Below are 25,831 nucleotides of genomic sequence, written 5' to 3' on the forward strand. Positions count from 1 at the left end.
AAGATTGTCTGCAATGTTGTTGACGACTTCTGTCACGCGGCGGTAGCGTCCGGTGTATCAACTCGCTATCGAGATAGTGATTGCCAGCAGAAAGCGCGAGACACATGGCCCCGAAAAACCTTCAGGAAGTCCTGGATGCCGCAGGCAACACCGTCGAGCTGCTGCGCAATTCGCAGCTCGGCACCTACATCTACCCGGTTGTGCCGGCGGAGTTCACCAACTGGCGACGCGAACAGCGGGCCTGGCGCGAGACAGCCGTGCTGTACGACCAGTCGCATCACATGGACAACCTCTTCATTAAGGGCAAAGACGCCCTGCGGCTGATCTCCGAACTCGGCATCAACTCGTTCGCGAACTTCCCGGTAAACATCGCGAAGCAGTTCGTCCCGGTCGCGTCGAATGGCGGCGTGGTCGGTGACGGCATCCTGTTCCACGAAGCCGACGACGAGTACGTCTACGTCGGTCGTGCTCCGGTCGCAAACTGGCTTCAGTTCCACGGGTCGACGGGTGGTTACGACGTCGAAATGGTCGTCGATCGGCGCTCACCGTCGCGCCCCTACGGCAAGGCCGTCAGCCGCAAATACTGGCGCTACCAGATCCAGGGGCCGAACGCCTGGCCGATCATCGAGAAGCTGCAGGGTTCATCGGTCGAACAGGTGAAGTTCTTCCACATGGGATTCCTCACCATTGACGGCACCCAGGTGCACACTCTGCGTCACGGCATGGCCGGCGCACCGGGGCTTGAACTCTGGGGTCCCTACGAAGACGCCGAGCGGATTCGGAACGCGATCCTGGAGGCGGGGCGCGAGTTCGGCATCGAGGCGGTCGGGTCGCGCGCCTACTCGTCGAACACGCTGGAATCCGGATGGATCCCGTCGCCACTCCCGTCGATCTACACCGGCGACGCCGAGCGGGCTTACCGGGAATGGCTCCCCGCTGACAGTTATGAAGCAACGAACGCGCTGGCGGGTTCGTTTGAGTCGGACAACATCGAGGACTACTACCTCAACCCGTGGGAGCTCGGGTACGGCTCGTTCGTCAAGTTCGACCACGATTTCATCGGTCGCGAGGCTCTCGAGAAGATCGTTCCCGAGCAGCAGCGCAAGAAGGTGACGCTCGCCTGGAACCGCGAAGACCTGGGCGAGATCATGACGTCGGTTCTCGACGACGAGTCGGACTCAGCGCAATTCTTCGACCTGCCGAACGCGAACTACGGCTCATCGAACTTCGACTCCGTGGTCGACGCCGACGGCACCGTCGTCGGTGCATCCCTCTTCACCGGCTACAGCGCGAACGAGCGTCGCGGTCTTTCGCTCGCGACCATCGATCCGAAGATCGAACTCGGCACCGAGTTGCGCGTGCTGTGGGGCGAGAGCCCGAACAGCAAGAAGACCACGGTGCAGCCGCACACGCAGCGCGCGGTCCGCGTGGTGGTGAGCCCGGCCCCGTACGCCGTGACGGCTCGCACCGAGTACCACGGTGGGTGGCGCTCGACGGGGAGTTGAGTTGTACGGGACCGTCGGGATCGAGGAGCCGCGCCTAGAATCGTGCGGTCAGCCTCTGTAGCTCAATGGAAGAGCAGTTCCGTCCTAAGGAAACGGTTGGGAGTTCGAGTCTCTCCAGGGGCACCAAATGTCGCGCGTGTCGTTCGACAACCGCGCCGAGGCCCAGCCCGCCGCGAGCCGCTTCCGTACCCAGGACAGAAGGGTGACCTTGGGGACGCGACGCGCGCGGGTCGTTGGGAATAACTTTGCGCCAGCGGGCCGCGGAGTGACAGTGAGTTAGAGACGGGAAGGGGCTGCCGTGCTGAGAGAGCTCTCAGAACGGCAGCCCCGAAGATCGCCTGGGGGAGACGGTTTAGTGCACGACGACCGGCTCGGCATCCTTCACGCTGTCGGCGGCCGCGTGACCCGAGGTGAGTGAGACACCCTGTCCGCGCCGGCGGAACAGCAGGGCGGTGATGACGGCGCCCCCCGCGAAGATCGCGGCATCCCACCAGTACGCGGCGGCATATGACGTCACGGCGGCCTGCGCCACGACGAGGTCGCTCGGCGGAAGGTGATTGGCGACGTAGTCAGTTGCGACGGTGGCCGCGATCGTGTTGAGCAATGCGGTGCCGACCGATCCGCCGACCTGCTGGCTGGTGTTCACCATCGCCGAGGAGACGCCGGCGAACTGGCGGTCGACGCCCAGGGTGGCAGTCTGCATCGCGGCGGGCATGATCGTGCCCATCGTGAGGCCGAGCACCATGAGGGCTGGCAGCACGTTCGCGGCGTAGCTGCTGTCGAGGTCAAGGCGCGTGAGCAGCAGCATCCCGACGACGCCGAAGGCCATCCCGAACGGCACCATGATCTTCGGGCCGAGGCGGGGGAGCAGGAAGTTGGTCGAGATCTGTGCCGCGAGCACGAGCATCCCGATCATCGGCAGGAACGCGAGACCGGTCTGGATCGGGCTGAAGCCCAGCGAGGTCTGCATGTAGTACGTCACGAACAGGAAGATGCCGAACATTCCGGCCCCGGCGATCATGACGGCTATGAACGCCGCCCCGCGGTTGCGGTCGAGCACGACCGACAGGGGGAGCAGGGGATGCTTCGCCTGCGTCTGCCAGACGACGAACGCGATCAAGAGGATGCCGGCCGCGACCAGAACGCCCCAGGTGAGTGGCGAATCCCAGCCCTCGGTGACGGCGTTCGAGAAGCCGTAGACGATGCCGAACAGCGCACCCGAAATCAGGATGGTGCCCGGCACATCCAGGCGCGGGCGGGGTCCGGTGCGGAGGACGTTCGGTACGAACATCAGGGTGCCGACGACGGCGACGGCCGCGATGAAGACGTTGATGTAGAGGTTCCAGCGCCAGTCGAGTTGTTCGGTGAGAACGCCGCCGAGCAGAAGGCCGACCGCCCCGCCGGCGCCAGCGATGGCCCCGAAGACACCGAACGCACGCGCCCGCTCCTTGGGGACCGTGAAGGTCGTGGTGAGCACGGCGAGTGCCGTCGGCGCGAGCAGCGCGGCGAAGGCACCCTGCAGGGCGCGGGCCGCGATGAGCACCTCGAACGTGGGAGCGGCCCCGCCGAGAGCCGACGCGAGGGCGAAGCCGACGAGTCCGATCAGGAAGGTGCGCTTGCGACCGATCAGGTCGGAGACTCGACCGCCGAGAAGCAGGAGGCTGCCGAAGGCGAGGGAGTAGGCGGTGACGACCCACTGGCGGTCGCCATCCGAGAAGTGGAGTTCGCCCTGCGCGGAGGGCAGCGCGATGTTCACAACGGTCGCGTCAAGCACGACCATGAGCTGGGCGAGGCCGACCGCAACGAGGGTCAGCCAGCGCCGGGAGGAGACGGATGCCACGGTCGCGCCGGGCGTAGGAGTAGAAGACATGAGGGAGACTATATACGAAACTCGCCAGTTTCGGATATAGTCAGTTCTTGAACGTTTCGGTACCGATTCGCCTCCGGCTGATCGTGCACCATGAGGTGAAGAAACATGAGGAGGAAGCCGCAATGACGCTGCTCGGACTCACCACCGACCCCGCCGAGTCGAACGCGCCCGTGCGCTCCGGCCGCAAGCGCGATCACAGTCGCGACCCTGAGATCCTCGCCGCCACCCTCGAGGTGCTGGCCGAGGAGGGCTACGACAGGATGACCGTCGACATGGTGGCCTCGCGCGCCAAAGCGGGCAAAGCGACGCTCTACCGTCGTTGGCCCTCGAAGGCCGAACTCGTCATCGATGCCGTCGCGTGCATGAAGGGCGCGAGCTTCGACCCCGAAAACCTTCCCGACACCGGATCACTGCGCGGTGACCTGGTCGCGATGATCAAGACTCCGACGATGGAAGATGGCGAGCGGAAGCTGCAGATCATGGCGGGAATCGTCTCGATGATCTCTCGGTCGCCAGAACTCGCGCTCGTTGCTCATCAGGCGTTTGTCGAGCCTCGCGCCGCCGTCACTCGCTTCTTCATCCAGCGTGCTGTCGAGCGAGGCGAGGTGTCGGCCGAGCACGATCTCGAGACGGTGGCGATCGTCGCCCCCGCAATGACCGCCTATCGCGTGCTCATGCTGCGGCAACCGGTGACGCGCGACTTCATGATCTCTGTGATTGACGATGTGATCCTTCCCGCACTCGGTCTCGAGCAGATGCACCAGGCCGTGGGGCGTGACAAGCTTTCGTCATGACCTCAGAGTTCGATCCTGAAGAAGTCGTCCGCCAGGTGACCGAGAGCCTCCGGGAGAAGTTCCCGTCGGCAAACCCGGCAGACGTCGAGCGGATCGTCGCCGAAGAGGTCGCGACTCTCGAGAAGCGCCCCGTGCACGACTACGTTTCGGTGCTGAGCGCGAAGGCCGCCAAGAAGCGCCTGAAGCTGCTCACCGCTCAGGACTGACCTCGAGCCCAGAAGGTCGCCGCGCCCGCATCCACCATCATGAGGCCGACAGTACTCGCGCGGGACCGGGGTCTCGATGACCCGGCTGACGTCGGGCAGACTGTCGGGATGCGCGTCACCGTTCCTACCGAGCTGCTGCGCGAACGGCTGGCGGATGTCGGCGACGTCGCCGTCTGGGATCTCACCACCCCCGCGCCGTGGCCCGCAATCGACATCGTGGTGCCGCCCTACATGGGCGCGACCGCGTTGTTCGGCGCGCTCGCCGGAGTCGAGGTTGGGCTGGTTCAAAGTCAGAGCATCGGCTACGACGGGGTGCTCGAGCGGCTTCCAGCGGGCACCACGTTCGCCAACGCTGCGAGTGTGCACGAGGGTCCCGCTGCAGAGATCGGGATGGCTCTCCTCCTCGCGGCGCAACGCGAGCTGCCGCGTTTCGTGAGGCAACAGGATGTCGGCGAGTGGCGGGGCGGCTTCACTCGCGGTCTCTTCGGGCTCCGAGTCGTGGTGCTGGGCGCCGGCGGACTCGCGAACGCTCTCGTTGACCGGCTGCTGCCGTTCGGCGCACACCCGACTCGGGTCGGGCGCACCCGGCGAACCGACGAACGTGGGGAGGTCGCCGGTGTCGACGAGTTGCCGACACTGCTGCCGAACGCCGATGCCGTCGTGATTTGCCTGCCGCTCGAACCGAGCACGGCGGCGATGGTCGACGGAGTGTTCCTGGCACGGATGCCCGACGGCGCGATCCTGGTGAATATCGGACGCGGGGCAGTCGTCGATACCGACGCACTCCTCGCCGAACTCAGCGCGGGTCGACTGCGGGCCGCCCTCGATGTCACTGACCCCGAACCGCTGCCGCCCGACCATCCCCTGTGGCGCGCACCCGGCATCCTGATCTCGCCGCACGTCGGTGGTCAGGTCACGACGATGCCGGATGCGGTCGAAGCGCTCATTCGCCGACAGGTCGCGGCGCTCGAGGCCGGGGCACCGCCGCTCAACGTGATTCGCTAGGCCCCGCTTGGTTCACAGCCCGGCGCGGTTCACAGCCCCGCGCGGTTCACAGTCCGGCGTAGCGGGCGAGGTCGTCGGCATCCCGTGCCCGGTTCTGGGCGCGGCGGGCGGCGTCGAGGGCGTCCACCGGGTCGGACTCGTTTTCGGCGGTGAGCAGTTCTCGCTTCGCCTCGGCGAGCTTGGTGCGCGATCCGGCCCCGCCGCCGTGCGAACCGATGAAGTCTTCGACCGCACTGATCTGAGCCTTCGCCGAAGTCAGTGCTCCGGTCAGCGCCCCGCGGGCACCGTCGAGCCGCCGCTGCTGGTTACGAGCGGCCGAGACGGCCACGTCGAGCGCATCCCCGGCATCGACCAGTCGGTCAAGTTCGCCGACCGGGTCGCGGCGACCCTTCTTGCCGACGGAGGCAAGTAACGGTTCGAGCTCGCCGATGGCGTCGTTGACGCGAGATGACGAGTCGGGATCCGGCGGGGCGTCCCGCAGAGTACGCGCGGCCTCCAGAGCCGTCTGCTGCTCGGTCGCGAGTGATTGAAGCCCGGCGACCGAGGCGGCGAGTTCGTCGCGCCGGTGCTCGATCGCATCCAGGAGTCCTGCCGCGGCCTGAACTTTCGCCTGCGCCGTCTGCAACGCGTCACTCACGGCAGTCACGCGGGTGGCGGCGATGGCGGCCTCGGCGTCATCCGCCGCTTTCTTCGCGTCGGCGAGAGCGGTCGCCGCCGCTTCGATGTTGCCCGACACGGGTGCGACAGCGCTCTCGACGTAGGCGGTCTTGAGGTCGGCGAGCACCGCCGCGACCGTCGATCGGCGTGCTTCGATCGCGGTCATCTGCTGGCGCAGCAGGCGCAGGGTCTCGGGCGCGCTCGCCTCGTCGCGGCGCAGCGTCGTGAAAGTGGCGGCCTGGGTCTCCACAGCGTTGCGGGCGCCATCAGCGAGGCTGCGGATGTCTTTGACCCAGTCGGCGTGCTGTCGATCGCTGTCGGGTTCGACATCGTCGATTTTCTGCTGCAGGGCGAAGGCGCGGTCGAGATCGGTCTTCGCCTGGGCAAGGGCCGCCGCGAAATCGCGAGTGCGGTCTGAGCCGAACTGCGCAACGGCGAACGCGAGATCGTCGGTCGCCGCATGGATCGCGTCGTCGGCGCGCACCAGCGCGACTCCGGCATCCGTTCGACCGGGAATCGGCGCGTGAGCCGCTTGCCGTGCTCGTCGACGCAGCACAACCAGGCCAACGGCCATCAGGATGACGAACGCAACCACGACGGTGCCGACGATGAGCACGGCAACGTTCGCAAGATCGGGTGCCACAGCCCCAGAGCCTAGTGCGCTCGGTGTATCGAAACCCCGGAGCGGTTCCCCGGAATTCAGGGGGTCTCGTCTTATCGTGGCGACGTGCGCAATGCCGATCGGCGGGAGGACCACCTCGGAATGGACGAGGCGGAGCACCCCCCTGCCAGCGCGCGTGCCGACCTGACGCCGGTCGAAAGCGATTGGCGCACCGCGAATCCCGCGGCTCCCGTACGCGAACATTGGCGGGCCGAACTCGCCGCGGTGGGTGGGCCGTCGCCGCTGGTGCATTTCGTCGACGACCCCTCAACGCGGATCGAGCTGTCGACCACCCATCCTGGCGGGCTCGCTCGGTTCATCACCGGCGCCAGCACGCTGCTCTCGCAACTGATCCGCGACGACGTGGCGCTGCGGGCCGCGCGCCTGGCCGCCGACCGAATCGCCGCGAAGGGTCTCGAACTCTCCAGTACCCGTGGCATCGACGCCATCCGTCTCGGAATTGGGCTCGCCCAGTGGAGCGGCCCCGACGGCGACTTCTGTGCGCCCATTTTGCTGCGCCCGCTTTCCATCCGTCGGTATGGGCGGGATGTCGAACTGAAACTGCGCGGTGAGGCGGTGCTCAATCCGGCTCTCGTGCGCGCCCTGGAACGGCAATTTGGGATCGCACTCGATGCCCGCGCCTTCGTAGCTCTCAGCGACGCCGACGGAACCTTCAAGCCGAACGCCGTCATCGACCAACTTCGGGGTCTCACCGGCCACATCGACGGATTCACGGTGCAGCCGCGTCTCATCGTGTCGTCGTTCGCCGAGGTCGCGAGCGCGCTCCTGGACGATGCGAGCGACCTCGACCACCCGGTGCTTGATGCACTCGCCGGTAACTCGACCGCGAAATGGGCTATCTCTGAGGCCCAGAGCCCCGTCGATGTGATCGATTCCGACTACCGCGATCCGTCGACCGACTCCCTATTACTGGATGCCGATGCCGAGCAGGAGAACGCGATCGCGCAGATCGCCGCGGGCAATTCGATCGTCGTCAAGACCATGCCCGGCACGGGTGGCACGCAGACCATCGTGAACGCCCTGGGTGCTCTCATCACCCAGGGTCGTCGGGTGCTGGTGGTCAGCCCCCGCCGTGGCACCCTGTCGGGCATCTCCCGGCGGCTCGCCGACATCGGGCTGCCCGGCGTTGCGGTTTCGCCGCGCGGCCTGCGCCGCGACCTGTTGCGGGCGATCACGCGCAACGAGAAGGCCGTTGCCCCCCGCGTCGGCGACGTCGATGAAGCCATGGTGCGCCTGCGTGCCGTGCTGCTCGACTACCGCGGTGCCCTCACCCGGCCCGATGACGTGCTGGGCGTCTCGGTGCTCGACTGCGTGACCGAACTTTCCCGGTTGCAACTGCTGCCACATCCTCCGGCCACGACCGCGCGGTTGTCTCGTGCAACGGTTGAGCGACTGAGCGCCGACCGCGCTCCGATTGCCATGACCATGGTTGAGGCCGCCAAGCTCGGGCAGTTCCGCTACGGGCCGGCCGACTCTCCCTGGTACGGCGCTGCGTTCCCGAACGGCGACTCCGCTGCCGCCGCTCACCGCCTGGCACAACGTCTGCACGGCGAGTCGGTGCCGTGGCTGCTGGTGCGCGCGCAAGAACTGATCGGTGCGACCCGGATGCGGCCGTTTGAGACGATCGCCGAACTCGGGGTGTACCTGCGGCTGCTCGCCGACATCCGCGACACCCTCGATCGTTTCGTGCCCGCTGTCTTTGACCGCTCACTCTCCGAGCTGGTCGCGGCGACAGCCCCCCGCCGTGAGGCTCCCGAGATGAGCGCCTCCAGTCGTCGCCGGTTGATGAGCCTCGCGAAGGAGTACATCCGGCCGGGGATGCACGTTCGCGACCTGCACGCGTCACTCGATGCGATCCAGCGCCAACGCATTCTGTGGCAGCGTTTCGCCGCCGCCGGGGTGACACCCGAGGTTCCCGCCGGCATCGCCGAAGTGCAGGCTGCCTGGACTAACGTCGCGGTCGACCTCGAGTCGCTGGATGCTCCGCTCGGCCGGGTCACCCGCGAGACCTCACTGGTGTCGTTGCCGCTGCACGCCCTCGGTGAGGCGCTCGGCGGTCTCGCGACCGAGTCGGATGCCCTGCTCAACCTCCAGGAGCGTGCGGAGCTGGTCGGCATCCTTCGGGCACTTGACCTTGACGACCTGATCACCGATCTCGCGAGCCGGCACGTGCCCGAGGAGAGCGTGGCGGTCGAGCTCGAACTGGCCTGGTGGCGCTCGGCACTCGACTCGCTGCTGGCCAACGATCGGGCGCTACTCGGAGCGAAAACCGACGTGCTCGAACGGCTCGAAGCTGACTTCCGACTGGTCGATGAGGCACATGTCGCCGGCAGCGCCCAGGCTCTCGCCTACCGCCTCGCCGAAGGCTGGAAGATTGCGCTCCTCGACTGGCCCGACGAGGCGGCCGCCCTGAAGATGGCGTTGCGCGCCGACGATCTCACCTCGGCCGCCCTCCACCGCGCCGCTCCACACCTGTCGCGCGCCCTCGCCCCGGTGTGGCTCGCGTCGCCGTACGACATCGATACCGTTGCGGCCGACATCAGTTTCGACACGCTCCTGCTGGTGGATGCCGGGGCCGTCACGGTCGCCGAGAGTGTCGGCGCTATCCGCCGCGCCAAGCAGATCGTCGTCATCGGCGACTCGGTCACTCAGACTCCCGCTCCGTTCTCGATCGGTCTCGGCGACGCCGAGGAAGAACTCGCGACGGCTGCCAATTCCGGCGCTCCCGAGCCGGGGGACCTCGACGCGGGCGATGTCGATTCGCGCGGTCCCGACTCGCGCCCTCTCGACGATTTGCATTCCCGTTCGGCGCTTGCGCGTCTCAGCCAGGTGTTGCCGACCCTCACTCTGACCCGCTCCTACCGAGCGGGGGGCGAGGATCTCGCCGAACTCGTGAACCGCCGTTTCTACGGCGGCAAGATCGATGCACTGCCGTGGGCCGGATCGTTCCTTGGACATGGCAGCCTCGTGCTGGACTACGTCGAAAACGGCACCGGAATGCCCGACCCGGTCACCGGCGCGGTCGAGAGTGTGGATGCCGAGGTGCAGCGCGTCGTCGACCTCGTCATCCAACACGCCGAATCGCGGCCGCAAGAATCCCTCATGGTGGTCAGTGCCAGCGAGAAGCACGCCGACCGTGTGTGGAAGGCCGTCGCCGAAGCGATGCCCGGCCGCGCCGCCCTGAGCGACTTCGTCTTGAGCGACCGGGCCGAACCGTTCGACGTGCTGCCGATTGGCCGAGCCGTCGCGCAGAGTCGCGACCGTGTCGTGTTCTCGGTCGGCTACGGGCGCACGCCGCACGGGCGCGTTTTGTCAGACTTCGGGCCGCTCGGCGAGCCCGGGGGAGAGCGCCTGCTCGCCGTCGCGATCACTCGGGCCCGCCGCTCGCTGGTCATCGTGACCTGCTTCCAGCCCGCCGACATCGAAGACGGTCGGCTCGGTCACGGCGCCGTCGCCCTCGCCGAGATTCTCGAAGAGATCGCCGCACGTCGCGCCGAACCGCCGATCCCCGACGACTCGGACCCGATGCTCGTTGACCTGTCGCGCAGGCTCGCCGCGCGCGGCCTCCGTGTCGCGCTCGGCCACCGGTCGAAACTCGGGCTCGTCGCGGCCAACGGAGGCACCTGCGTCGTCGTCGAAACCGACACCGTGTTGCTCGGCCGCTCGCTGCGGGAGTCCCTGCGGCTGCGACCCGAAGTGCTGCGCAGACTCGGCTGGCACTACACCCGGGTGCACGCCTTCGAGCTGTTCAGCGATCCGGATGCTGTTGCCGACCGCATCGCGCGAGTCGCCGGAATGCAGGTTGCGACGACCACCCAAGAGATTCCGGTCATTGCCGGAGTCTGAGGCACCGCATCCACGTCGCCGCCGCCATCGCCGGGTGACGACAGAGGTGCCGCGAGGCAGCGACCCGACGCCCGTTGAGGAACCCGACGTGCACGCCGAGGGTGAGAACGACTCACGCCTGCGCGACGACAAGCCCCCGCACTACTAACCATGCCTAAGAACTGGGCTGCTGAGCTTTCAGCAGGTCGCGAATCTCGGTGAGCAGTTCGAGTTCAGTCGGCGTGGGGTCGGCGGCAGGATGACCTTCGGCCTTGCGACGCTCGGCACGCCTCTTCACGAAGTTCATCGGCGCCACGAGGGCGAAGTAGACGATGGATGCGACCAGCGCAAACTGGATGAGCGCCGAGATGACCTTTCCCCAGCCGAGCACGACGGCATCCCCGGCGCCGGGGGCGGATTCGGGCCGCAGCGTGAACCCTGAGCCGGCGAGGGTGTCGGCGTTGAAGATCAGGGTGATGAGTGGATTGAAGACGCCCTCCACCAGGCCCGTGACGATCGCGGTGAACGCGGTACCGATGACGACGGCCACCGCGAGGTCGATGACGTTACCGCGGAGGATGAATTCCCGGAATCCCTTGAACACAGTTACTCCTTGCTGGGCGAACTCGATGTGCTGGGCGAACTCGACGTACTGGGTGACGACGCGGGGGCAGAACTTGGTGCCGGCGCCGAGGAGGACGAGTCTGCACCCGGTGACGACGAGCCTCCGTCGGACGACGACGAGCCTTTGTTCGACGAAGAAGACGACGACGACGAGCGACTGTCGGTTCGGTAGAAGCCCGACCCGTTGAAGGTCACCCCCACGGTCGTGAACAGCTTCCGCAGCTTCCCGCCGCAGTTCGGGCACACCGTCAGGGTGTCGTCGGTGAACGCCTGCTGGATGTCGAAAGCGGTACCGCATTCGGTGCAGCGGTAGGAATAGGTGGGCATGAGATCCGTCGCGTCGAGACGCGAACTCAGAACGTGACGATGCCGCCCGGCGTCACGACGCCGCTCACCGGCATATCGTGGCGCTCCCGCGGAACCGCGTCGACGAGCTCGTCGTCGAAGATCACAGCATAGACGGGCGGGCAGTTTTCCATCGAGCCGAGGGTTTTGTCGAAGTAGCCGCGGCCCCAGCCCATCCGCATCCCACCGCGGTCGACGGCAGCCGCCGGAACCAGGATGAGATCGACGTCGTTAATCGCGATCGGACCGAGGAGTTCGCTGGTCGGCGTCGGCATCCCGAGGATGTCGGCCTCCTCTTCGCCCGCGTCGTACGGCGCCCAGTCGAGCAGGCCGTCTTCGCGCGAAATCGGCAACAGCACACGCAAACCCTGCTCGTCGGCCCAGTGCAGAAACTGCCGGGTACCGGGCTCGTCGGGCAGCGACAGGTAGGCGGCGATGGAGTGCGCGCCGGTGTCGGTCGCGAGCTTCTGGAGGTTTGCCGTCAGGGCGGTCGCTGCCGCTTCGCGCTGGGTTGCCGTGCGGATGCGGCGGCGTTCGCGCAGTTCAGCACGAAGGGCGCGCTTCTGACTCTCCTCATCCGGCACATTTCGAGCTTAGAGGGCCGGTTACGCTGGTCGACATGCCCCGACCTATCACGAAGGCCGTCATTCCCGCAGCTGGCATGGGCACGCGCTTCCTGCCAGCAACCAAGGCGATGCCGAAAGAGATGTTGCCCGTCGTCGACATGCCGGCGATCCAGTACGTGGTCGAAGAGGCTGTCGCCGCCGGCCTGCACGACGTTCTGATGATCACCGGACGCAACAAGACCGCGCTCGAGAACCACTTCGACAAGGTGGGCGAGCTCGAGCAGGCGTTGCTTGCCAAGGGCGACGCCGAGAAGCTCGAGAAGGTGCGGCGTTCCACCGACCTGGCCGACGTGCACTACGTGCGTCAGGGTGATCCACTCGGCCTCGGCCATGCGGTGCTGCGAGCGCGCATGCACGTGGGTGACGAACCGTTTGCGGTGCTGCTCGGCGACGACATCATCGACTCGCGCGATGTCTTGTTGGCCCGAATGCTCGAGGTACAGGCCCAACGCAACACCACCGTGATCGCCCTTCTCGAGGTCGACCCGTCGGTTGCTCACCAGTACGGCATCGCGACCGTCGAGCCCACCGACGACCCCGACCTGGTGCGCATCACGAGCCTGGTCGAGAAGCCCGCGCCGGGGACCGCGCCGTCGAATCTCGCGGTCATCGGACGCTATGTGTTGCGTCCCGAGATCTTCGACATCCTCGAAGCGACCCCGCCGGGCAAGGGCGGGGAGATCCAGCTCACCGACGCTCTTCAGGCGCTCGCGACGGGACCCGAATGGGCGGGGGGCGTGTATGGAGTCGTCTTCCGGGGGCGCCGCTACGACACCGGCGACCGCCTTGACTACCTGAAGGCGATCGTGCAGCTCGCCTCCGACCGGGATGATCTGGGGCCCGACTTCCGCGCCTGGCTCAAGCCTTTCGCTGCGGGACTGTCCGATACCGTCCCCGCAGACGGGATGCTGACGGAGCCGTGAGCGGGCCGACTCTTCGTGACGGAAACATCTCGATTCGCGCCATTCGCGTTCGCGACGGGCGCGCCCTTGAGCGCGAACTCTTAAACAACCGCACCTGGCTGCGCAAATGGGAGGCGACCAACCCGACCGGGCCTGTCGGTTTCGACGCACGGGCCAGCATCCGGTCGTTGCTGGCCCACGCTCGCACCGGTAACGGCGTCCCGTTCGCGGTCGAGTACGACGGGGAGTTCGCCGGCCAGCTCAATATCTCCGGGATGTCGTACGGGTCCCTGTCGTCAGCATCCGTTGGCTACTGGGTGGCCGAGCGCTTCGCCGGCAAAGACGTCATCCCCACCGCGGTAGCGCTCGCGACCGATCACTGCTTCTTCAGCCTGGGTTTGCATCGGATGGAGATCTGCATTCGTCCCGAAAACGCTCCTTCGCTGCGCGTGGTGGAGAAGCTCGGGTTTCGGTACGAGGGGCTGCGCCGGCGGTTCATTCACATCAACGGCGATTGGCGCGACCACTTCTGCTTCGCGCTGACCGTCGAGGAGGTTCCCAGCGGGGTGCTCCGGCGTTGGAAGGACGGCCGCGTACCGAGAGGTGTCGGCTCGGTGCCTGCCGCCGACCGTGCGCTTGCCGAGAAGCCCCTGCGCCTGGGCTGAACCAGGTGTGAGCTTCGGACCCGCTCCACGCTGCGGCGCGGCACTCCGCCCGCCGCGCGCGGGGCTCGTACTGTCGGCAGCATGACTAGCGGCGCGGGAACGGCGATCATGCTCGCCATCGCCGCCCTGCTCTGGTTCGTCTATTTTGTGCCGACCTGGATGCGGCGTCGCGAATACCTCGCAACCGAGCGCACGGCGACCCGGCTTCAGCAGACCATGCGGGTGATGGCCGAAACCTCCGAGATTCCGACCGAGGTGCGGGTCGCGGCGACCGCCCGAGAGGTCGCACGGCAGGAACGCATCCTGCGCGCCGAGCAACGCCGTGCTGATGCGTCCGCGTTGCGGCAGGCCGTTGAACGGTCAGCCGTTGTGCGAGCTGCCGCACGCGAACCGGTGGGCGCGAGCGTTCCGCTGTCGGGAGATCTGCTGCGCCGCCGCCGGATGCGTCGAACCCGCAGCATCGCGGCACTTTCGCTCGTCGCGGCCACCCTCGTCACGCTGGTTCAGATCTGGTTGATCCTCACGACGGGGATCGGCATGGGCGCGTGGCTCGTCCTGGCCGGCTCGGTCGTCGTCGGCACCACCGCGATAGCCATCCAACGGCGCCTCGCCGCGATTGCGGCACCCATCGCTGCCACCTCGGTTTCCGCGCGATCGAGAACCGCGGTGCAGGTTCCCGTGATGTCGGCCCGGCCGGCCCCGACATCCTGGACCCCGGTTGCAACGCCGAAGCCGCTCTACCTCTCGAGCCCGGCACCCGAACATGCCGTCGTGCACCGTGACCTGCGGCAGGCGCTTCGGGATGCCGCAGCCGATGCCGAGCGGAACCTCCGCGCCGCTCAAGCCGCGCCCGAGGTCGTGCCGTTCCGTGCTGCGAAGCCGTCCCCCTACTCCGGGATGGGAGTGCTCGGACCCGATGCCGTCGAGGCAACTGACCTCGACGAGGTGCTGAGGCGTCGACGCTCGGCGGGGTGAAGGCCCTCCGGGCGGGCTGGTAATGTGACTTCTTGTCCACGGGCCCTTAGCGCAGTTGGTAGCGCGCCTCGTTCGCATCGAGGAGGTCAGGAGTTCGAATCTCCTAGGGTCCACCAAAAAACTTCGACGAATTGAGCGCCGGCGCGCTGAGCCGCTGATGCGGCTGACGCGGCGCGCCTCCCCTCGAACGTGGGCAAGAATCCTCGAACCGGCCGCGGCTACACTCAACAAATCGCGTTCAATTTCATCCCGCGGACCCGCAATTCATCCCGAGGACCCGAATTTGTCAAACCTCAAAGAATCACTCGACAGTCTCATGGAGCTTGCGGGCGCCAAGTGCGCCGCATTGGTCGATAGCACGTCGGGAATGGTCATCGGGCAAAGTGGCTCGAGCGCCAACATGGATGTCGCGGCCGCGGGCAACACGGAGGTCGTTCGGGCTCAGCTGAAGCTCTTGGAATCTCTGGGGCAGACCGATTCGATCGACGACATCCTCATCACCCTGACGACCCAGTACGACATCCTCCGCCTGTTGGGGGAACACCCGTCGATGTTCATCTACCTGACGATGGACAAATCGAAGTCGAACTTGGCGTTGGCCAGATACAAGGTCGCGGAATGCGAAGCGCAACTGGTCTTATGAATTCGGGGAGCTTCGGCACCCAGAAACGTGGCGAAGCTCGGGAGGGAGCGACAATGGCGACGCAAAGTCTGGGTAGCCGACAGATCCATCACAGCGGGGTGCGCTCATGAGCGATTTTCCCCGCTTTCTCACGCGCGGTCGCAAGGCTGCGGCCGATGCGGTCCGGCCCGACTACTCAGAGCCCGACTTCTCGGCGTGGTCGGCAAACCTGGATGCCTTCATGGCCTCTGCACCAGAGTCGGTACCAGAGCCCGCGCCAGAGGCCGCGCGTGAAACAGCGCCCGCCGCAGTTTCCGTCGGATCTGTGTCCCCAGCTCCGGTCCAAGAAGCGGCAGGTAAGCCGTCGGCACTCACCGAAGAGCTTCAGAAGATGCTGAATTTCGATGGCGCCATGTGTGTCGCGTTGGCTGACAGCGAGTCGGGAATGGTGCTGGGTCAGGCTGGGTCGGGGATTGAGATGGAGCGGGCAGCCGCCGGCGCCTCGATGATTCTGCGAGCCCGTCGCGCGACCGTGAAAGCGCTCGCGCTTCCTGACCAGATCGACGATCTGCTCATGACGCTCACGACACAACTTCACATCATTCGCCCGCTCACGAATAAGCCGACGATGTTCATCTATCTGGTCGCTGATCGATCGAAGGCTAGCCTCGCGATGGCACGCTACAAGGCGACCGAGGCTGACGCGCAAATCATCCTGTAGCAAGCCCCGGCTGCGGCCGACTCACCCCGTCGGGGCCGAGAGCCATACCGGTAATGTCGTTCTCGAGATGACCAAGGCACCACACACCAACCCCGACCTGATCGCCGCAGCGTCAGCAGTCCTCGATGAGATGAAGAGCGTGGCGGCTTCCCTCGACTACGCAGCTCTCCTGACCGATGACGGCTTCGACGTCGCTCGGCTGCCGGGGGAGACTGATGGCGCGCGGTTCGCCAGTATGGCGAGTTCCATGCAGGCTCTCGGCGATGCCGTGACCCATGAGCTGCGCATCGGCGACAGTGAGTACATCATCATCGCCTCGGGTAAGGGCTACGTCGTGCAGCTCCGCGTCGCGGGCCACCCGATGGTTCTCTCGGCGCTCTTTGACAACGACGCCACGATCGGGAGCGCGTTGGCTGTCGCACGCACATTTGGCGCCAAGATGGCACGGCTCCTCACGGAGCTGGAGCAGCACCCCCCGGAGTCGACGCCCGCGCCTTAAAGCGAGCCGCGACGGGCTGGTCACGATCGCTCAGGCATCGTTGCCAAAACGTCACATGTATGATCTACTACGTCTTACCGTCGATTGGCGGGAAGTCGTCAACGACGTCGACAGAAAAGGACGCGACAATGTCATCACAGCAACGCCGCATTACTCGCACCTCGCGTGCCATCGGCCTTACCGCCGTAGCTGCGAGCATCGCAATGCTTGCAGTCGGTTGCACCGGTACCACTCCCGGTACCGACACCGGCTCAAAGTACGGTTTCCCCACCGCCGATCAGGTTGAGAACAGCCCGATCACGATCTGGGTTGACGCTGACCGCACGGCCATCGTCAACGCGTTCATCGCCGACCACCCGGAGATCAAGGTCACCGTCGAGACGTACGACGGTAACTCCGGCGGCAGCGACTCGTTCCACACCAAGGTTTCGCTCTTCGACCAGGCGGGCGAAGGCTGGCCCGACGTCGTATGGTCAGGGCAGGTCAACGACGCCAGCTGGGCCGCCAAGGAGCAGAACGGCGTGCAGGCATTCGCCGCGCCGCTCGACTTGGGCGTCACCGACAAGGGCTGGCTCGACGGCTACACGGCACACGCTGAAGACCCGGTCACGGTTGACGGTCACGTCTACGGCGCCCGCGACAACCTCGCGCCCGTCGTGTTCTGGTACAACAAGACCCTGTTCGACCAGTTCGGCTACACCGTCCCGAAGACTTGGGAGGACTACCAGGCGCTGAGCGACAAGCTTGCTGCTGAGCACCCCGGATACGTCCTCGGCTCGATCGGTGACCCGTTCACCGCTGTCTTGACCAACATGTGGAGCGCTCAGGCGCCGATCTACACGGTCGACGGAGGCAACTTCACGGCCAACTTCGCGGACGACCACAGCACCCGGATGATCGCCCTCATGGACCACATGCTGGCGAACAAGACCCTGACGCTCGATGGGCTGTTCACGGCTGACTACCCGAAGAACCACAAGGACACGACGCTCGGGATCCCCGGGCCGACGTGGTTCTCGGGCGGTATCATCAACAACCCCACCGTGCTCGACGCACCGAAGGGCACCTGGGGTGCGAGCAACGCGCTTCACTGGGCTGGCGAACCGATCGCAACGGGCAACGTGGGTGGTGGCTTCTGGTACGGTTCCAGCCACTCGAAGAACCTCGCAGCTGTCGGCACCTTCCTGCAGTACGCGACGAGCGGACCGCAGTCTGTGAAGCTCATCACCGGCCTCCCGGCCTACGAGAAGACCGCTTCTGAGTGGCTCGACGCGCAGGCCTCCAGCGGTGCCTGGGCGGACTCGGACAAGTTCAAGGCCGTCGTCACCGAGGCTGCTGCCAACATCTGGCAGGGCTGGGGAGCCACGCTTCCCTTCAGCTCGGAGACTGCCTGGGCAGAGGTCGTTCTTCCGGCCATCGTTTCTGGCAAGACCATCGCGTCAGTTGCTGACGCGTGGAAGAAGCGCTACGAGAATGACGCTCAAGTCAACGGCCTCACGGTCAAGTAGTAGAGAAGGATAAGCACCATCTCTCAGAGTGACACCATGGTGCCCGCTGCCGCCCCCTCACAGGGGCGGCAGCGGGTCGCCCGGTCCCCGCGAAGTCGCCCAGATCGGGCGCAGACCGTCATTGGCTACGTGTTCTCCAGTGGCTACGGAATTCTGCTCCTAGTCTTCGGCGTTCTCCCCATGATCTACGCCTTGTTCCTCGCATTCACCAAGGCCGGAAAATTTGTTGGCTTCGCCAACTTCATTAAGGTCTTCGGCGACTTCCGATTCGGCCCCGCGGTGCAACACGTCGCGATGTTCGTGGCCATCTGGGTCGCGTCGCTGATTGTGCTTGTCGTCCTGCTGGCGCTCATCGTTCACGCCGTGCGGGTCAGGTGGCTGTCCGCCACCACGCGCTTCCTGTTTTACATCCCGGGCGCGCTCGCGGGTTCTGCGAGCGTCATGCTGTGGCTCTTCTTGCTCGACCCCAGCGTCAGCCCGGTCGCGACCCTTCTGAAGCAGTTCGGATCAACGAGCTTCGTCCAGACTGTCGCCCAGGACAACCTTCCGTTCATCTTCACCGTGATCGCGTTCTGGACCGGTGCCGGTGGCTGGATCATCATCATGTACGGCGCCCTGAACAACATCTCGAGCGACATCATGGAGGCAGCCCGCATCGACGGTGCGGGCCCCATCAAGACAGCCATGTACATCCAGATTCCGCTCTTGCGGAAGTGGATCGCATACATGGGCGTCATGTCGCTCGCCGCCGGCAGCCAGTTGTTCGTCGAACCGAAGATCCTCAGCCTCGCAAGCCGCGGCGTGGTTCCCAAGGACTACTCCCTCAATCAGCTCGCGTACCTCGTCGCATTCGGCCCGCAAGGAGACTTCAACAGCTCTGCCGCGATTTCGATTCTCTTGCTCGTGGTAGCGATGGGGCTTGCCGCGTTCTTCGTATTCCGAGGAGGACTCTTTGACCGCGACTAAGACCGTCGTCGATCGCACCGGCTTCGCTCCCGGACGCTGGGTTGGCCGCCTCCTCGCCGGCGCGATCATCATCTTCTTCACCCTGTTCTTCGTGGTCCCGATCGCGTGGCTGTTGCTCGCGCCGACGAAGTCGAGCAACCAACTCAATGGCCTCAACGGCGAGCAGCCCTTTAGCTTCGGGTCGTTCGATCAACTCGCCGAAAACTGGAACGCGTTGGTGGGATTCCAGCACGGCGTCATCTGGACCTGGCTCGGTAATTCGGTGCTGTACTCGGGTGGCGCGCTGGTGATCACCCTCCTCGTGACGGTTCCCGCCGGCTACGCCCTCGCCATGACGCATTTCAGGTTTCGCCGGACGCTTCTCGTCTTGACCCTGATGGTGATGCTCATCCCGAACACGGCGCTCGTGCTGCCGATCTTCCTTGAGCTCAGCGTCGTGAAACTCGTCGGGTCGCCGCTGGCGGTGATCTTGCCGTTCTCCTTCTTCCCATTCGGCGTGTATCTGGCGTACATCTACTTCTCGACGAGCATTTCGCGTGACCTGCTCGACGCTGCGCGCATCGACGGCGCAGGGGAGTTCAGGGTCTTCTCGCGAATCGCGCTGCCGCTCGCTACCCCCGTCATCGCACTCGTGGGCTTCTTCAACTTCGTCACGAACTGGAACAACTACTTCCTCCCGTTCGTCATGGAACCGGGGTCGACAAGGATGCCCGTACAGGTCGGTCTGGCGGAGTTGATTTCTAACGTTCCGCTGTTCAATCCGACCACGGTCGCTTCCATCACGATCAGCCTTCCCCAACTCGCGCTCGCGACGCTCATTTCCGTCGCACCGGTGCTTGTCATCTTCCTGTTCTCACAGCGATTCCTGGTGAGCGGTCTGACCGCGGGCGGCACCAAGGAGTGACCCGTCGGTTTGGGATGGCGTGTCGGCTGCGCCCCGAAAAGCGAGACGAGTATCTCGAGTTGCATTCGGCTGTCTGGCCGGGTGTAGAGGCGATGATCACGGAATGTGGCATCCGCAATTTCACGATCTTCGTGCGCGGCGACGTGCTCTTCGGGTACTACGAGTATGTCGGCGACGACTACGACGCTGATCAGGCCCGGATGTCGGCCGACCCGGTCTCCCAGGAGTGGTGGTCGAACACGGATCCGTGCCAGTACGGCTTCGATGCTGACGCTCCTGAGGGCACCCAGTGGCAGGAACTCGAAGAGGCCTGGCACCTCGACTGATCCGTCGCGAGCGTCAGTCAGTCAGAGCGTCAGTCAGTCACTCAGCGGGGATGCCGCGTCCGTCGGGACGGCGACGCGCCCAGGCCAGAGCGATGTGGTCGTGCATGGCCTCGGCTGCGCGCTCGGCGTCGCCGGCCAAGATCGCCTCGAGGATGGCTTTGTGCTCCTCAAGGGTGTCGTGCGGACCGTTCGATTCCGGGATGCCGGTGAATCGTCGACTCTCCCGCGCACGCGTGAACAGGATGCGGGTGATGTTGGCCGCGAGCCGATTGCCCGACTGTTCCATGATCGTGTAGTGGAAGGCCGCGTCAGCCTCGTTATAGGCGTCGAGGTCATCGACTCGTCGCACGGTTTCGTCGTACGCCAACTGGAGTTCTGCGCGGCGCTCGGGAGTTTGCCGGCGAGCCGCCGCCGCAGCCATCGAGGATTCGAGGCTCCCGCGAACCACGGAGAGATCGTCGAGGACCCCGAGTGAGTCGTCATGGTCGACCAAAGCTGAGAGCACGATCGGGTCGAGAACGTTCCACGAACTGGGCGGGTTCACGGTGGTGCCACGCCCTTGTGCGACCGTCAGGAGCCCCTTTTCTTCGACCCGCTTCACGGACTCGCGGATGACGGTACGACTCACGCCGAAGCGTTGAGAGAGGGCACCCTCGGGGGGCAATACATCGGCGGGGAGCAGTTCACCGGTCACGACGGCGTTGACCAGATTGCTCACGACCGCGACACCGAGTCGAGCGGCCGGGGTACGCGCGGGCACGCCGCTCAAAACCGACTTGTTTGCCTCGATATCGGTTGCCGCGTCGGTCATGCGCTCAGTTTAGGTGGGTGAAGTTCAGTACTAGCGTGCGTCGGAGGGTTCGGCGACGAGCCGCAGGCCCGCTCGACTCGGTCGGACGTGCGGCCCTTGCGGGATCAACCAGGATGCGGACTTCTGTCCCTCGGCGAGGATCTTCGCCTCGTCGACGATCAGCCCAACTCCGGGCTCCTCGCCGAGCACGATTCCCCCGTCGGCGTATTCGGCATCGACTGTGGTTCCGAACGGCGCGCCCAGGTCTTGAACCTCGGCCGACAGGTGATTCGGGATCGCCGCCGCAGCGTGCGCTACGCCAGCATTGGCGGTGAGGCCTACGGGGCTCATCGGCAGGTCGCGGCTATGCGCGGCGATCGAGACGCGCAAGAAGTTCGTGATGCCCCAGACTGCGGCGGCCTGCACGATGTCGACGGCATTCGCGTCCAGCAGGGGCCGGTACTGCTCGAGGCCACTGAGGTTCTCACCGGTTGCGACCGCGGCCCGGATTGAGGCCGAAAGTCGAGCATTGCCGGCGGCATCCCAGCGGCGCAACGGTTCTTCGATCCAGGTCAGGTCGTGCACTTCTTCGACCCGACTGACATAGCGAACGGCCTGCTTGAGGTTCCACGATTCGTTCGCATCGAGCATCAGCGCCGGGCGAGTGCTGTCGCGCGCGAGTGCATCGGACACGATGCCGAGGCGGCGGATGTCGTCTTCAACATCGCGCCCGCCCTTGAGCTTGCCGCTGCGGAACCCGCGATTGCCCATCTCGTGATAGAACTTCGCGAGTTGCTCGTCACTGAGCGCAATGTCGAGGCCCGACGCGTAGCCGGCGACGAAGCGGTCGCCGCCCCCCAGAAGGCGCCACAGCGGCTGCCCGGCGGCCTTGGCCTTGATGTCCCACAACGCCATGTCGAGAGTGCCGATGCCGCCAAATGTGGCGCCGGCGTGACCGGCCTTGAATACTCGCGCCAGCATCCGGTCGTACAGAGTCGTGACAGCCAGGGGGTCTTGGCCCTCAAGGGCTGGGAAGACGCGATCGATTCCCTCGTGAGAACCCGTGCCGTAGCCGGTGATGCCCGCATCGGTCTCGATGACGACGATCGGAACCTCAGTGATTCCCGATTCGACGAACCCGTTGACGTCGCCTACCGGCCGTCCCCAGTCGTGGTAACTGCGAATGCAGCGATACCCCGTGATCTTCATCATCGCCCTTGATTGGTGGTGCCGCATAGCTGCGCGCGGAAACAGCATACATCATATGTCCTGCCGGAGTCTCGGAACGGTAACGGACGACGTGAAGCACGTCGACCGCGCAAAGTCGGCTCAGATCGTCAGCGGATGACGGGATCGGCGCCGCCGTCGAGGGCGGCGAGGTCACCCCGCCTCGGGAGGCTCTCCCAATCGCCGGGGCCGAGGCACGCGAAGGCACCGGCCCGCACCGCGATGTTGAGCCGCTGCGCCGGAGTCGAACCGGCAAGGAGTTCGGCGAGGTAGCCAGCCGCGAAGGCATCGCCGGCTCCGACAGTGTCGATGGGAACGATGGGGATCGCGGGAACCGTGATCAGCTCGCCGTCGATCATCGCGACGCACCCGTCGGCGCCGAGTTTCACGAGCACCTGGGTCGGCCCGAGCGCCGTGAGAGCGAGGGCCAGATCCTGGGCCGACGAACCGTCGACGATCAGCGCAGCCTCGTCGTCACCGGCAAAGAGGATGTGCGCCCGTCGAGCGATCGACAGGTACATCTCGACCGGCGAACGTCCCAACCACAGCGACGCGCGGTGATTGATGTCGAAGGAGACCGGGACTCCGGCCGCGACCGCGACGTCGATCGCGTGGTCGATCGCGGCGGCAGCGGTGGGGGAGAGCGCAGGGGTGATGCCCGTGACGTGGAGGAGGTCGGCATCCCGAATCTGCTCGGGGTCGAGATCTTCGGGACGAAGTCGGCTGCCGGCGCTGCCGCGGCGGTGGTACTCCACTCGGCTCGCGGATCCGCGGGGACGATGCTTGACCATGAGGCCGGTCGGCGCTTCCGGGTCGACGATCGCGACAGCCTCGACGCCTTCGGCGCGGAGTTCGCGGCGCACCAGATCCCCGGCGCTATCCGCACCGACCCGGCCGATCCAGGTAGCGCGGGTTCCGAGGCGTGCCAGACCGATTGCGACGTTGCTCTCGGCTCCGCCGATTCCGAGGCGGTAACGGTCGGGTCGAGGCCCGATGTCGACGGCGCTAAAGAGGCCCATGGTCTCGCCGATCGTGACGACGACCGGCCCAGCGTCGCCGACGTGGTCGATCACGGTGCGCCGATCGCGGCGACGGCATCCCGACTGAGTCGGGTGATCGTCTCGAAGTCGCCCGCCGTGATCAGGTCGCGGCCCACCATCCAGGAGCCGCTCACCGCGGGAACCGCGGGATCGGCGAGGTACTCCGGAGCGCTCAGTGCAGTGACGCCCCCGCTGGGGACGAAGCCGAGTTGGGGAAACGGTGCGGCAAGCGCACGGATGGTGGCGAGTCCGCCGAGCCGATCGGCCGGGAAGAACTTGACGACGTCGAGCCCGGCCTGAAGGGCAGTCATCGCTTCGGTTCCGGTGGCGATGCCCGGCAGCACGCCGGCCCCGCGTGTGCGCGTGGCATCAACGATCGCGGCAGAGAATCCCGGGCTGACGATGAACTGTGCTCCCGCATCCAGAACCGCACTCGCCTGCTCGAGATTCACGACGGTGCCGGCGCCGACGACGAATCCGGGTACTTCGGCCATCGCCCGAATCGCCTCAACAGCGTTCGAGGTGCGGAGCGTGATCTCGGCGCAGTGGATGCCGCCGGCGGCGAGAGCGTGCGCAAGGTCGGCCGCCCGCGCCGGATCGTCGATCACGACGACCGGAACGATCCGATGCCCGTCGAGGGCCCCGGCCGTTGTCATCGTCCGAGCCAGCCGCCGTCGACCGGGAGCACGACCCCCGAGACGTAGTCGGATGCCGACGAGGAGAGAAACACGACGGCGCCGCCCAGGTCGGATGCCTGTCCCCAACGTCCTGCCGGGATGCGGTCGAGAATCGAGCGGGACCGGTCAGGGTCGTCTTGAAGTGCCTGCGTGTTGTCGGTGGCGATGTAACCGGGCGCGATCGCATTCACGGTCACACCTCGAGCGGTCCACTCGTTGGCGAGAGCCTTCGTGAGGCCGCCGATGCCCGACTTCGCTGCCGCGTAGCCCGGCACGTTGATCCCGCCCTGGAAAGTGAGCAGCGACGCGGTGAAAATGACTTTGCCGCGACCGCGCTCCAGCATGCCGCGGGCAATCGCCTGCGTCAGCACGAACGGGCTGGTCAGGTCGACGCGCAGCACCTCGTCCCACCACTCCAGCGGGTGCTCCGCGGCGGGCGAGCGGCGGATCGTTCCCGCGTTGTTGACCAGGATGTCGATGGGGCGCTGCGCCAACTGCGCGCCCAGACGAACGACGGCTTCTGGGTCAGCGAAGTCGCAGGCGATCGCCTCGAACTTTCGGCCGTGGCTCGTGACGGCGGCTTCGATGGCGCTGCCGCTGGCCTCGATCGACGCGCTGACCCCGATGATGTCGGCGCCGGCTTCGGCCAAAGCCTCGGCCATCGCGAATCCGATGCCGCGCTTCGCGCCGGTCACGACGGCGAGCTTGCCGGTCAGATCAAAGGAGGCGCTCATCGCGGGGTGCCTGCGACATCCACCAGGATCTTCAGCGCGCGGCCATTTTCGAGATCCTCGACCGCGGCGGGGATGCCGTCGAGTGGCACGACCGAGCTGATCAGAGCTTCGGTCGGGATGACGCCCTGCTCGAGCAACTCGATGGCGCGCTCGAAGTCGGTGCGCTGATAGACGCGAGCGCCGAGCAAGCGCAATTCGCGCCAGAAGACCCGCTGCAGATCGATCTCACGCGGAGTGGGGTGGATGGCAACGACGACGATCGTGCCCCGCACCTTCGCGAGTGCGGTGGTTCCCTTGACGGCGGCGGCAGCACCCGACACCTCGAACACGACGTCAGCCCCGGCGCCTCCGGTCCACTCTTCGACCCACGCGACCTGGTCGGTCGCCATCGGGTCGAGCACTGTGAAGCCGAGCTCGGCGATCTGCGCGCGACGTTTAGCTTCGGGCTCGATCACGACGACCTCCGCACCCTCATGGCGGGCGACCGTCGCGATGAGTACCCCGATCGGGCCTCCGCCGACGACGACAGTGTGGTCACCCGCGACCAGCTCCGAGCGGCGCACGTCGTGCACGGCAACTGCGACAGGTTCGGCGAGAGCAGCTTGCTGCAGGTCGATTCCCGCGGGCAGGCGCACCAGCAGCGCGGCCGGAACGGTCCAGAGTTGCTGAAGCGAACCGGGGGAGTCGATCCCGACGAAGTTCAGGTTCTGGCAGATGTGTGAATTGCCGGCAAGGCAGGCGGGGCAGGTGCCGTCCCAGTCGAGAGGCATCACGGTAACCAGATCGCCGACTGACCACTCGGTCACGTCGGCGCCGACGCTCTCAATCGTTCCGCTCATCTCGTGCCCGAAAATCAGCGGCCTCGTCACGCGCGCATCCATGTTGCCGTGCAGGATGTGAAGGTCAGTGCCGCACAGGCCGGTGTAGGCGACCGCGATGCGGACCTCGCCCGTTCCGGCGGGACGGGGTTCGGCTTCGCCGACCGCGATGTTGCGATCGCCCGTGTACGACGCTGTACGCATAGAATTGCTCCGATTCATGTGATGTTAGATGAATTCTAGGCTCGACGAGGAGGATCTGCCATCCGTTCACGTACCACCGGTCGGGGCCTGACGGTGACCGAGATCGGTCTCGGC

Annotated in this window: 26 protein-coding genes, 2 tRNA genes and 1 pseudogene; 18 read left to right on the forward strand and 11 right to left on the reverse strand. The window is 65.9% G+C overall.

Going from position 1 to position 25,831, the window contains the following annotated elements:
• Window positions 1–104: 104 nt before the first annotated feature.
• Window positions 105–1,505 (forward strand): aminomethyl transferase family protein, encoded by a 1,401-nt coding sequence (locus tag ABIR17_RS11315; RefSeq protein WP_348004500.1) that lies wholly within the window; start codon window positions 105–107, stop codon window positions 1,503–1,505.
• A 51-nt stretch (window positions 1,506–1,556) separates the two neighbouring features.
• Window positions 1,557–1,631 (forward strand) — tRNA-Arg (locus tag ABIR17_RS11320).
• A gap of 226 nt (window positions 1,632–1,857) precedes the next feature.
• On the opposite strand, the gene ABIR17_RS11325 is transcribed toward ABIR17_RS11320, so the two are convergent.
• A complete protein-coding gene (locus ABIR17_RS11325; RefSeq protein ID WP_348004501.1) occupies window positions 1,858–3,375 on the reverse strand; it encodes an MFS transporter in 1,518 nt (505 codons plus the stop codon).
• A gap of 47 nt (window positions 3,376–3,422) precedes the next feature.
• Between ABIR17_RS11325 and ABIR17_RS11330 the strand changes: the two genes are divergently transcribed.
• The 3 genes from ABIR17_RS11330 (at window position 3,423) to ABIR17_RS11340 (ending at window position 5,380) form a co-directional block, all read left to right on the forward strand.
• Complete coding sequence (locus tag ABIR17_RS11330) at window positions 3,423–4,169, forward strand: TetR/AcrR family transcriptional regulator (protein WP_348004502.1); 747 nt, start codon at window positions 3,423–3,425, stop codon at window positions 4,167–4,169.
• Window positions 4,166–4,375, forward strand: a complete 210-nt coding sequence (locus ABIR17_RS11335) for a hypothetical protein (RefSeq protein ID WP_348004503.1) — start codon at window positions 4,166–4,168, stop codon at window positions 4,373–4,375. The genes ABIR17_RS11330 and ABIR17_RS11335 overlap by 4 nt, the downstream gene beginning before the upstream one ends.
• Before the next feature lie 108 nt (window positions 4,376–4,483).
• The gene (locus ABIR17_RS11340; protein ID WP_348004504.1) at window positions 4,484–5,380 is read left to right on the forward strand and encodes a 2-hydroxyacid dehydrogenase; all 897 of its coding nucleotides are present in this window, start codon (window positions 4,484–4,486) and stop codon (window positions 5,378–5,380) included.
• A 46-nt stretch (window positions 5,381–5,426) separates the two neighbouring features.
• Here ABIR17_RS11340 and ABIR17_RS11345 read toward each other — a convergent pair whose 3' ends face one another.
• The gene (locus tag ABIR17_RS11345; RefSeq protein WP_348004505.1) at window positions 5,427–6,680 is read right to left on the reverse strand and encodes a hypothetical protein; all 1,254 of its coding nucleotides are present in this window, start codon (window positions 6,678–6,680) and stop codon (window positions 5,427–5,429) included.
• Between the two features lie 120 nt (window positions 6,681–6,800).
• Between ABIR17_RS11345 and ABIR17_RS11350 the strand changes: the two genes are divergently transcribed.
• Window positions 6,801–10,565 carry an AAA family ATPase gene (locus ABIR17_RS11350; protein ID WP_348004528.1) on the forward strand — a complete coding sequence of 1,255 codons (3,765 nt, stop codon included), beginning with the start codon at window positions 6,801–6,803 and terminating at the stop codon, window positions 10,563–10,565.
• Between the two features lie 154 nt (window positions 10,566–10,719).
• On the opposite strand, the gene mscL is transcribed toward ABIR17_RS11350, so the two are convergent.
• Entirely contained in the window at window positions 10,720–11,148 is a 429-nt protein-coding gene (gene mscL / locus ABIR17_RS11355; RefSeq protein ID WP_348004506.1) for a large conductance mechanosensitive channel protein MscL, read from the reverse strand.
• A 9-nt stretch (window positions 11,149–11,157) separates the two neighbouring features.
• Between mscL and ABIR17_RS11360 the strand changes: the two genes are divergently transcribed.
• Window positions 11,158–11,340, forward strand: coding sequence for a hypothetical protein (locus tag ABIR17_RS11360; protein ID WP_348004529.1), 183 nt, complete (start codon window positions 11,158–11,160; stop codon window positions 11,338–11,340).
• A gap of 14 nt (window positions 11,341–11,354) precedes the next feature.
• On the opposite strand, the pseudogene ABIR17_RS11365 reads toward ABIR17_RS11360, so the two are convergent.
• A pseudogene (locus ABIR17_RS11365) lies at window positions 11,355–11,495 on the reverse strand (FmdB family zinc ribbon protein); the annotation flags it as partial.
• A gap of 26 nt (window positions 11,496–11,521) precedes the next feature.
• Window positions 11,522–12,097 (reverse strand): 5-formyltetrahydrofolate cyclo-ligase, encoded by a 576-nt coding sequence (locus ABIR17_RS11370; RefSeq protein ID WP_348004507.1) that lies wholly within the window; start codon window positions 12,095–12,097, stop codon window positions 11,522–11,524.
• A gap of 35 nt (window positions 12,098–12,132) precedes the next feature.
• Here ABIR17_RS11370 and galU point away from each other — a divergent pair, with 35 nt between their 5' ends.
• The 11 genes from galU to ABIR17_RS11425 all read left to right on the forward strand — a co-directional run bounded on the left by galU (window position 12,133) and on the right by ABIR17_RS11425 (window position 20,227).
• A complete protein-coding gene (gene galU, locus ABIR17_RS11375; RefSeq protein ID WP_348004508.1) occupies window positions 12,133–13,062 on the forward strand; it encodes a UTP--glucose-1-phosphate uridylyltransferase GalU in 930 nt (309 codons plus the stop codon).
• The gene (locus ABIR17_RS11380) at window positions 13,059–13,706 is read left to right on the forward strand and encodes a GNAT family protein (RefSeq protein WP_348004509.1); all 648 of its coding nucleotides are present in this window, start codon (window positions 13,059–13,061) and stop codon (window positions 13,704–13,706) included. The genes galU and ABIR17_RS11380 overlap by 4 nt, the downstream gene beginning before the upstream one ends.
• Before the next feature lie 81 nt (window positions 13,707–13,787).
• Window positions 13,788–14,681, forward strand: a complete 894-nt coding sequence (locus ABIR17_RS11385; RefSeq protein ID WP_348004510.1) for a hypothetical protein — start codon at window positions 13,788–13,790, stop codon at window positions 14,679–14,681.
• Window positions 14,682–14,721: 40 nt separating this feature from the next.
• Window positions 14,722–14,797 (forward strand) — tRNA-Ala (locus ABIR17_RS11390).
• Between the two features lie 251 nt (window positions 14,798–15,048).
• Window positions 15,049–15,324 carry a hypothetical protein gene (locus ABIR17_RS11395; RefSeq protein WP_348004511.1) on the forward strand — a complete coding sequence of 92 codons (276 nt, stop codon included), beginning with the start codon at window positions 15,049–15,051 and terminating at the stop codon, window positions 15,322–15,324.
• 106 nt (window positions 15,325–15,430) lie between these two features.
• A complete protein-coding gene (locus tag ABIR17_RS11400) occupies window positions 15,431–16,024 on the forward strand; it encodes a hypothetical protein (protein WP_348004512.1) in 594 nt (197 codons plus the stop codon).
• Between the two features lie 67 nt (window positions 16,025–16,091).
• Window positions 16,092–16,523: a roadblock/LC7 domain-containing protein gene (locus ABIR17_RS11405; protein WP_348004513.1), complete on the forward strand. Its 432-nt coding sequence runs from the start codon at window positions 16,092–16,094 to the stop codon at window positions 16,521–16,523.
• A 128-nt stretch (window positions 16,524–16,651) separates the two neighbouring features.
• The gene (locus ABIR17_RS11410) at window positions 16,652–18,031 is read left to right on the forward strand and encodes a carbohydrate ABC transporter substrate-binding protein (RefSeq protein ID WP_348004514.1); all 1,380 of its coding nucleotides are present in this window, start codon (window positions 16,652–16,654) and stop codon (window positions 18,029–18,031) included.
• Window positions 18,032–18,211: 180 nt separating this feature from the next.
• Window positions 18,212–18,997 carry a sugar ABC transporter permease gene (locus ABIR17_RS11415; RefSeq protein WP_348004515.1) on the forward strand — a complete coding sequence of 262 codons (786 nt, stop codon included), beginning with the start codon at window positions 18,212–18,214 and terminating at the stop codon, window positions 18,995–18,997.
• Window positions 18,984–19,901: a carbohydrate ABC transporter permease gene (locus ABIR17_RS11420; RefSeq protein ID WP_348004516.1), complete on the forward strand. Its 918-nt coding sequence runs from the start codon at window positions 18,984–18,986 to the stop codon at window positions 19,899–19,901. Before ABIR17_RS11415 ends, ABIR17_RS11420 begins: the two co-directional genes overlap by 14 nt.
• A complete protein-coding gene (locus tag ABIR17_RS11425) occupies window positions 19,898–20,227 on the forward strand; it encodes an L-rhamnose mutarotase (RefSeq protein WP_348004517.1) in 330 nt (109 codons plus the stop codon). The genes ABIR17_RS11420 and ABIR17_RS11425 overlap by 4 nt, the downstream gene beginning before the upstream one ends.
• Window positions 20,228–20,264: 37 nt before the next feature.
• Here ABIR17_RS11425 and ABIR17_RS11430 read toward each other — a convergent pair whose 3' ends face one another.
• The 6 genes from ABIR17_RS11430 to ABIR17_RS11455 form a co-directional block, all read right to left on the reverse strand.
• A complete protein-coding gene (locus tag ABIR17_RS11430) occupies window positions 20,265–21,038 on the reverse strand; it encodes a FadR/GntR family transcriptional regulator (RefSeq protein WP_348004518.1) in 774 nt (257 codons plus the stop codon).
• Window positions 21,039–21,068: 30 nt separating this feature from the next.
• Window positions 21,069–22,226, reverse strand: a complete 1,158-nt coding sequence (locus ABIR17_RS11435) for a mandelate racemase/muconate lactonizing enzyme family protein (protein WP_348004519.1) — start codon at window positions 22,224–22,226, stop codon at window positions 21,069–21,071.
• Between the two features lie 128 nt (window positions 22,227–22,354).
• Window positions 22,355–23,317, reverse strand: coding sequence for a sugar kinase (locus ABIR17_RS11440; protein WP_348004520.1), 963 nt, complete (start codon window positions 23,315–23,317; stop codon window positions 22,355–22,357).
• Window positions 23,314–23,940: a bifunctional 4-hydroxy-2-oxoglutarate aldolase/2-dehydro-3-deoxy-phosphogluconate aldolase gene (gene eda / locus ABIR17_RS11445; RefSeq protein ID WP_348004521.1), complete on the reverse strand. Its 627-nt coding sequence runs from the start codon at window positions 23,938–23,940 to the stop codon at window positions 23,314–23,316. The genes ABIR17_RS11440 and eda overlap by 4 nt, the downstream gene beginning before the upstream one ends.
• Complete coding sequence (locus tag ABIR17_RS11450) at window positions 23,937–24,695, reverse strand: SDR family oxidoreductase (RefSeq protein WP_348004522.1); 759 nt, start codon at window positions 24,693–24,695, stop codon at window positions 23,937–23,939. Before ABIR17_RS11450 ends, eda begins: the two co-directional genes overlap by 4 nt.
• The gene (locus ABIR17_RS11455) at window positions 24,692–25,717 is read right to left on the reverse strand and encodes an alcohol dehydrogenase catalytic domain-containing protein (protein ID WP_348004523.1); all 1,026 of its coding nucleotides are present in this window, start codon (window positions 25,715–25,717) and stop codon (window positions 24,692–24,694) included. Before ABIR17_RS11455 ends, ABIR17_RS11450 begins: the two co-directional genes overlap by 4 nt.
• Between the last annotated feature and the right edge of the window lie 114 nt (window positions 25,718–25,831).

Source organism: Pseudolysinimonas sp., assembly GCF_039912695.1.
Taxonomy (GTDB): Bacteria; Actinomycetota; Actinomycetes; order Actinomycetales; family Microbacteriaceae; genus Pseudolysinimonas_A.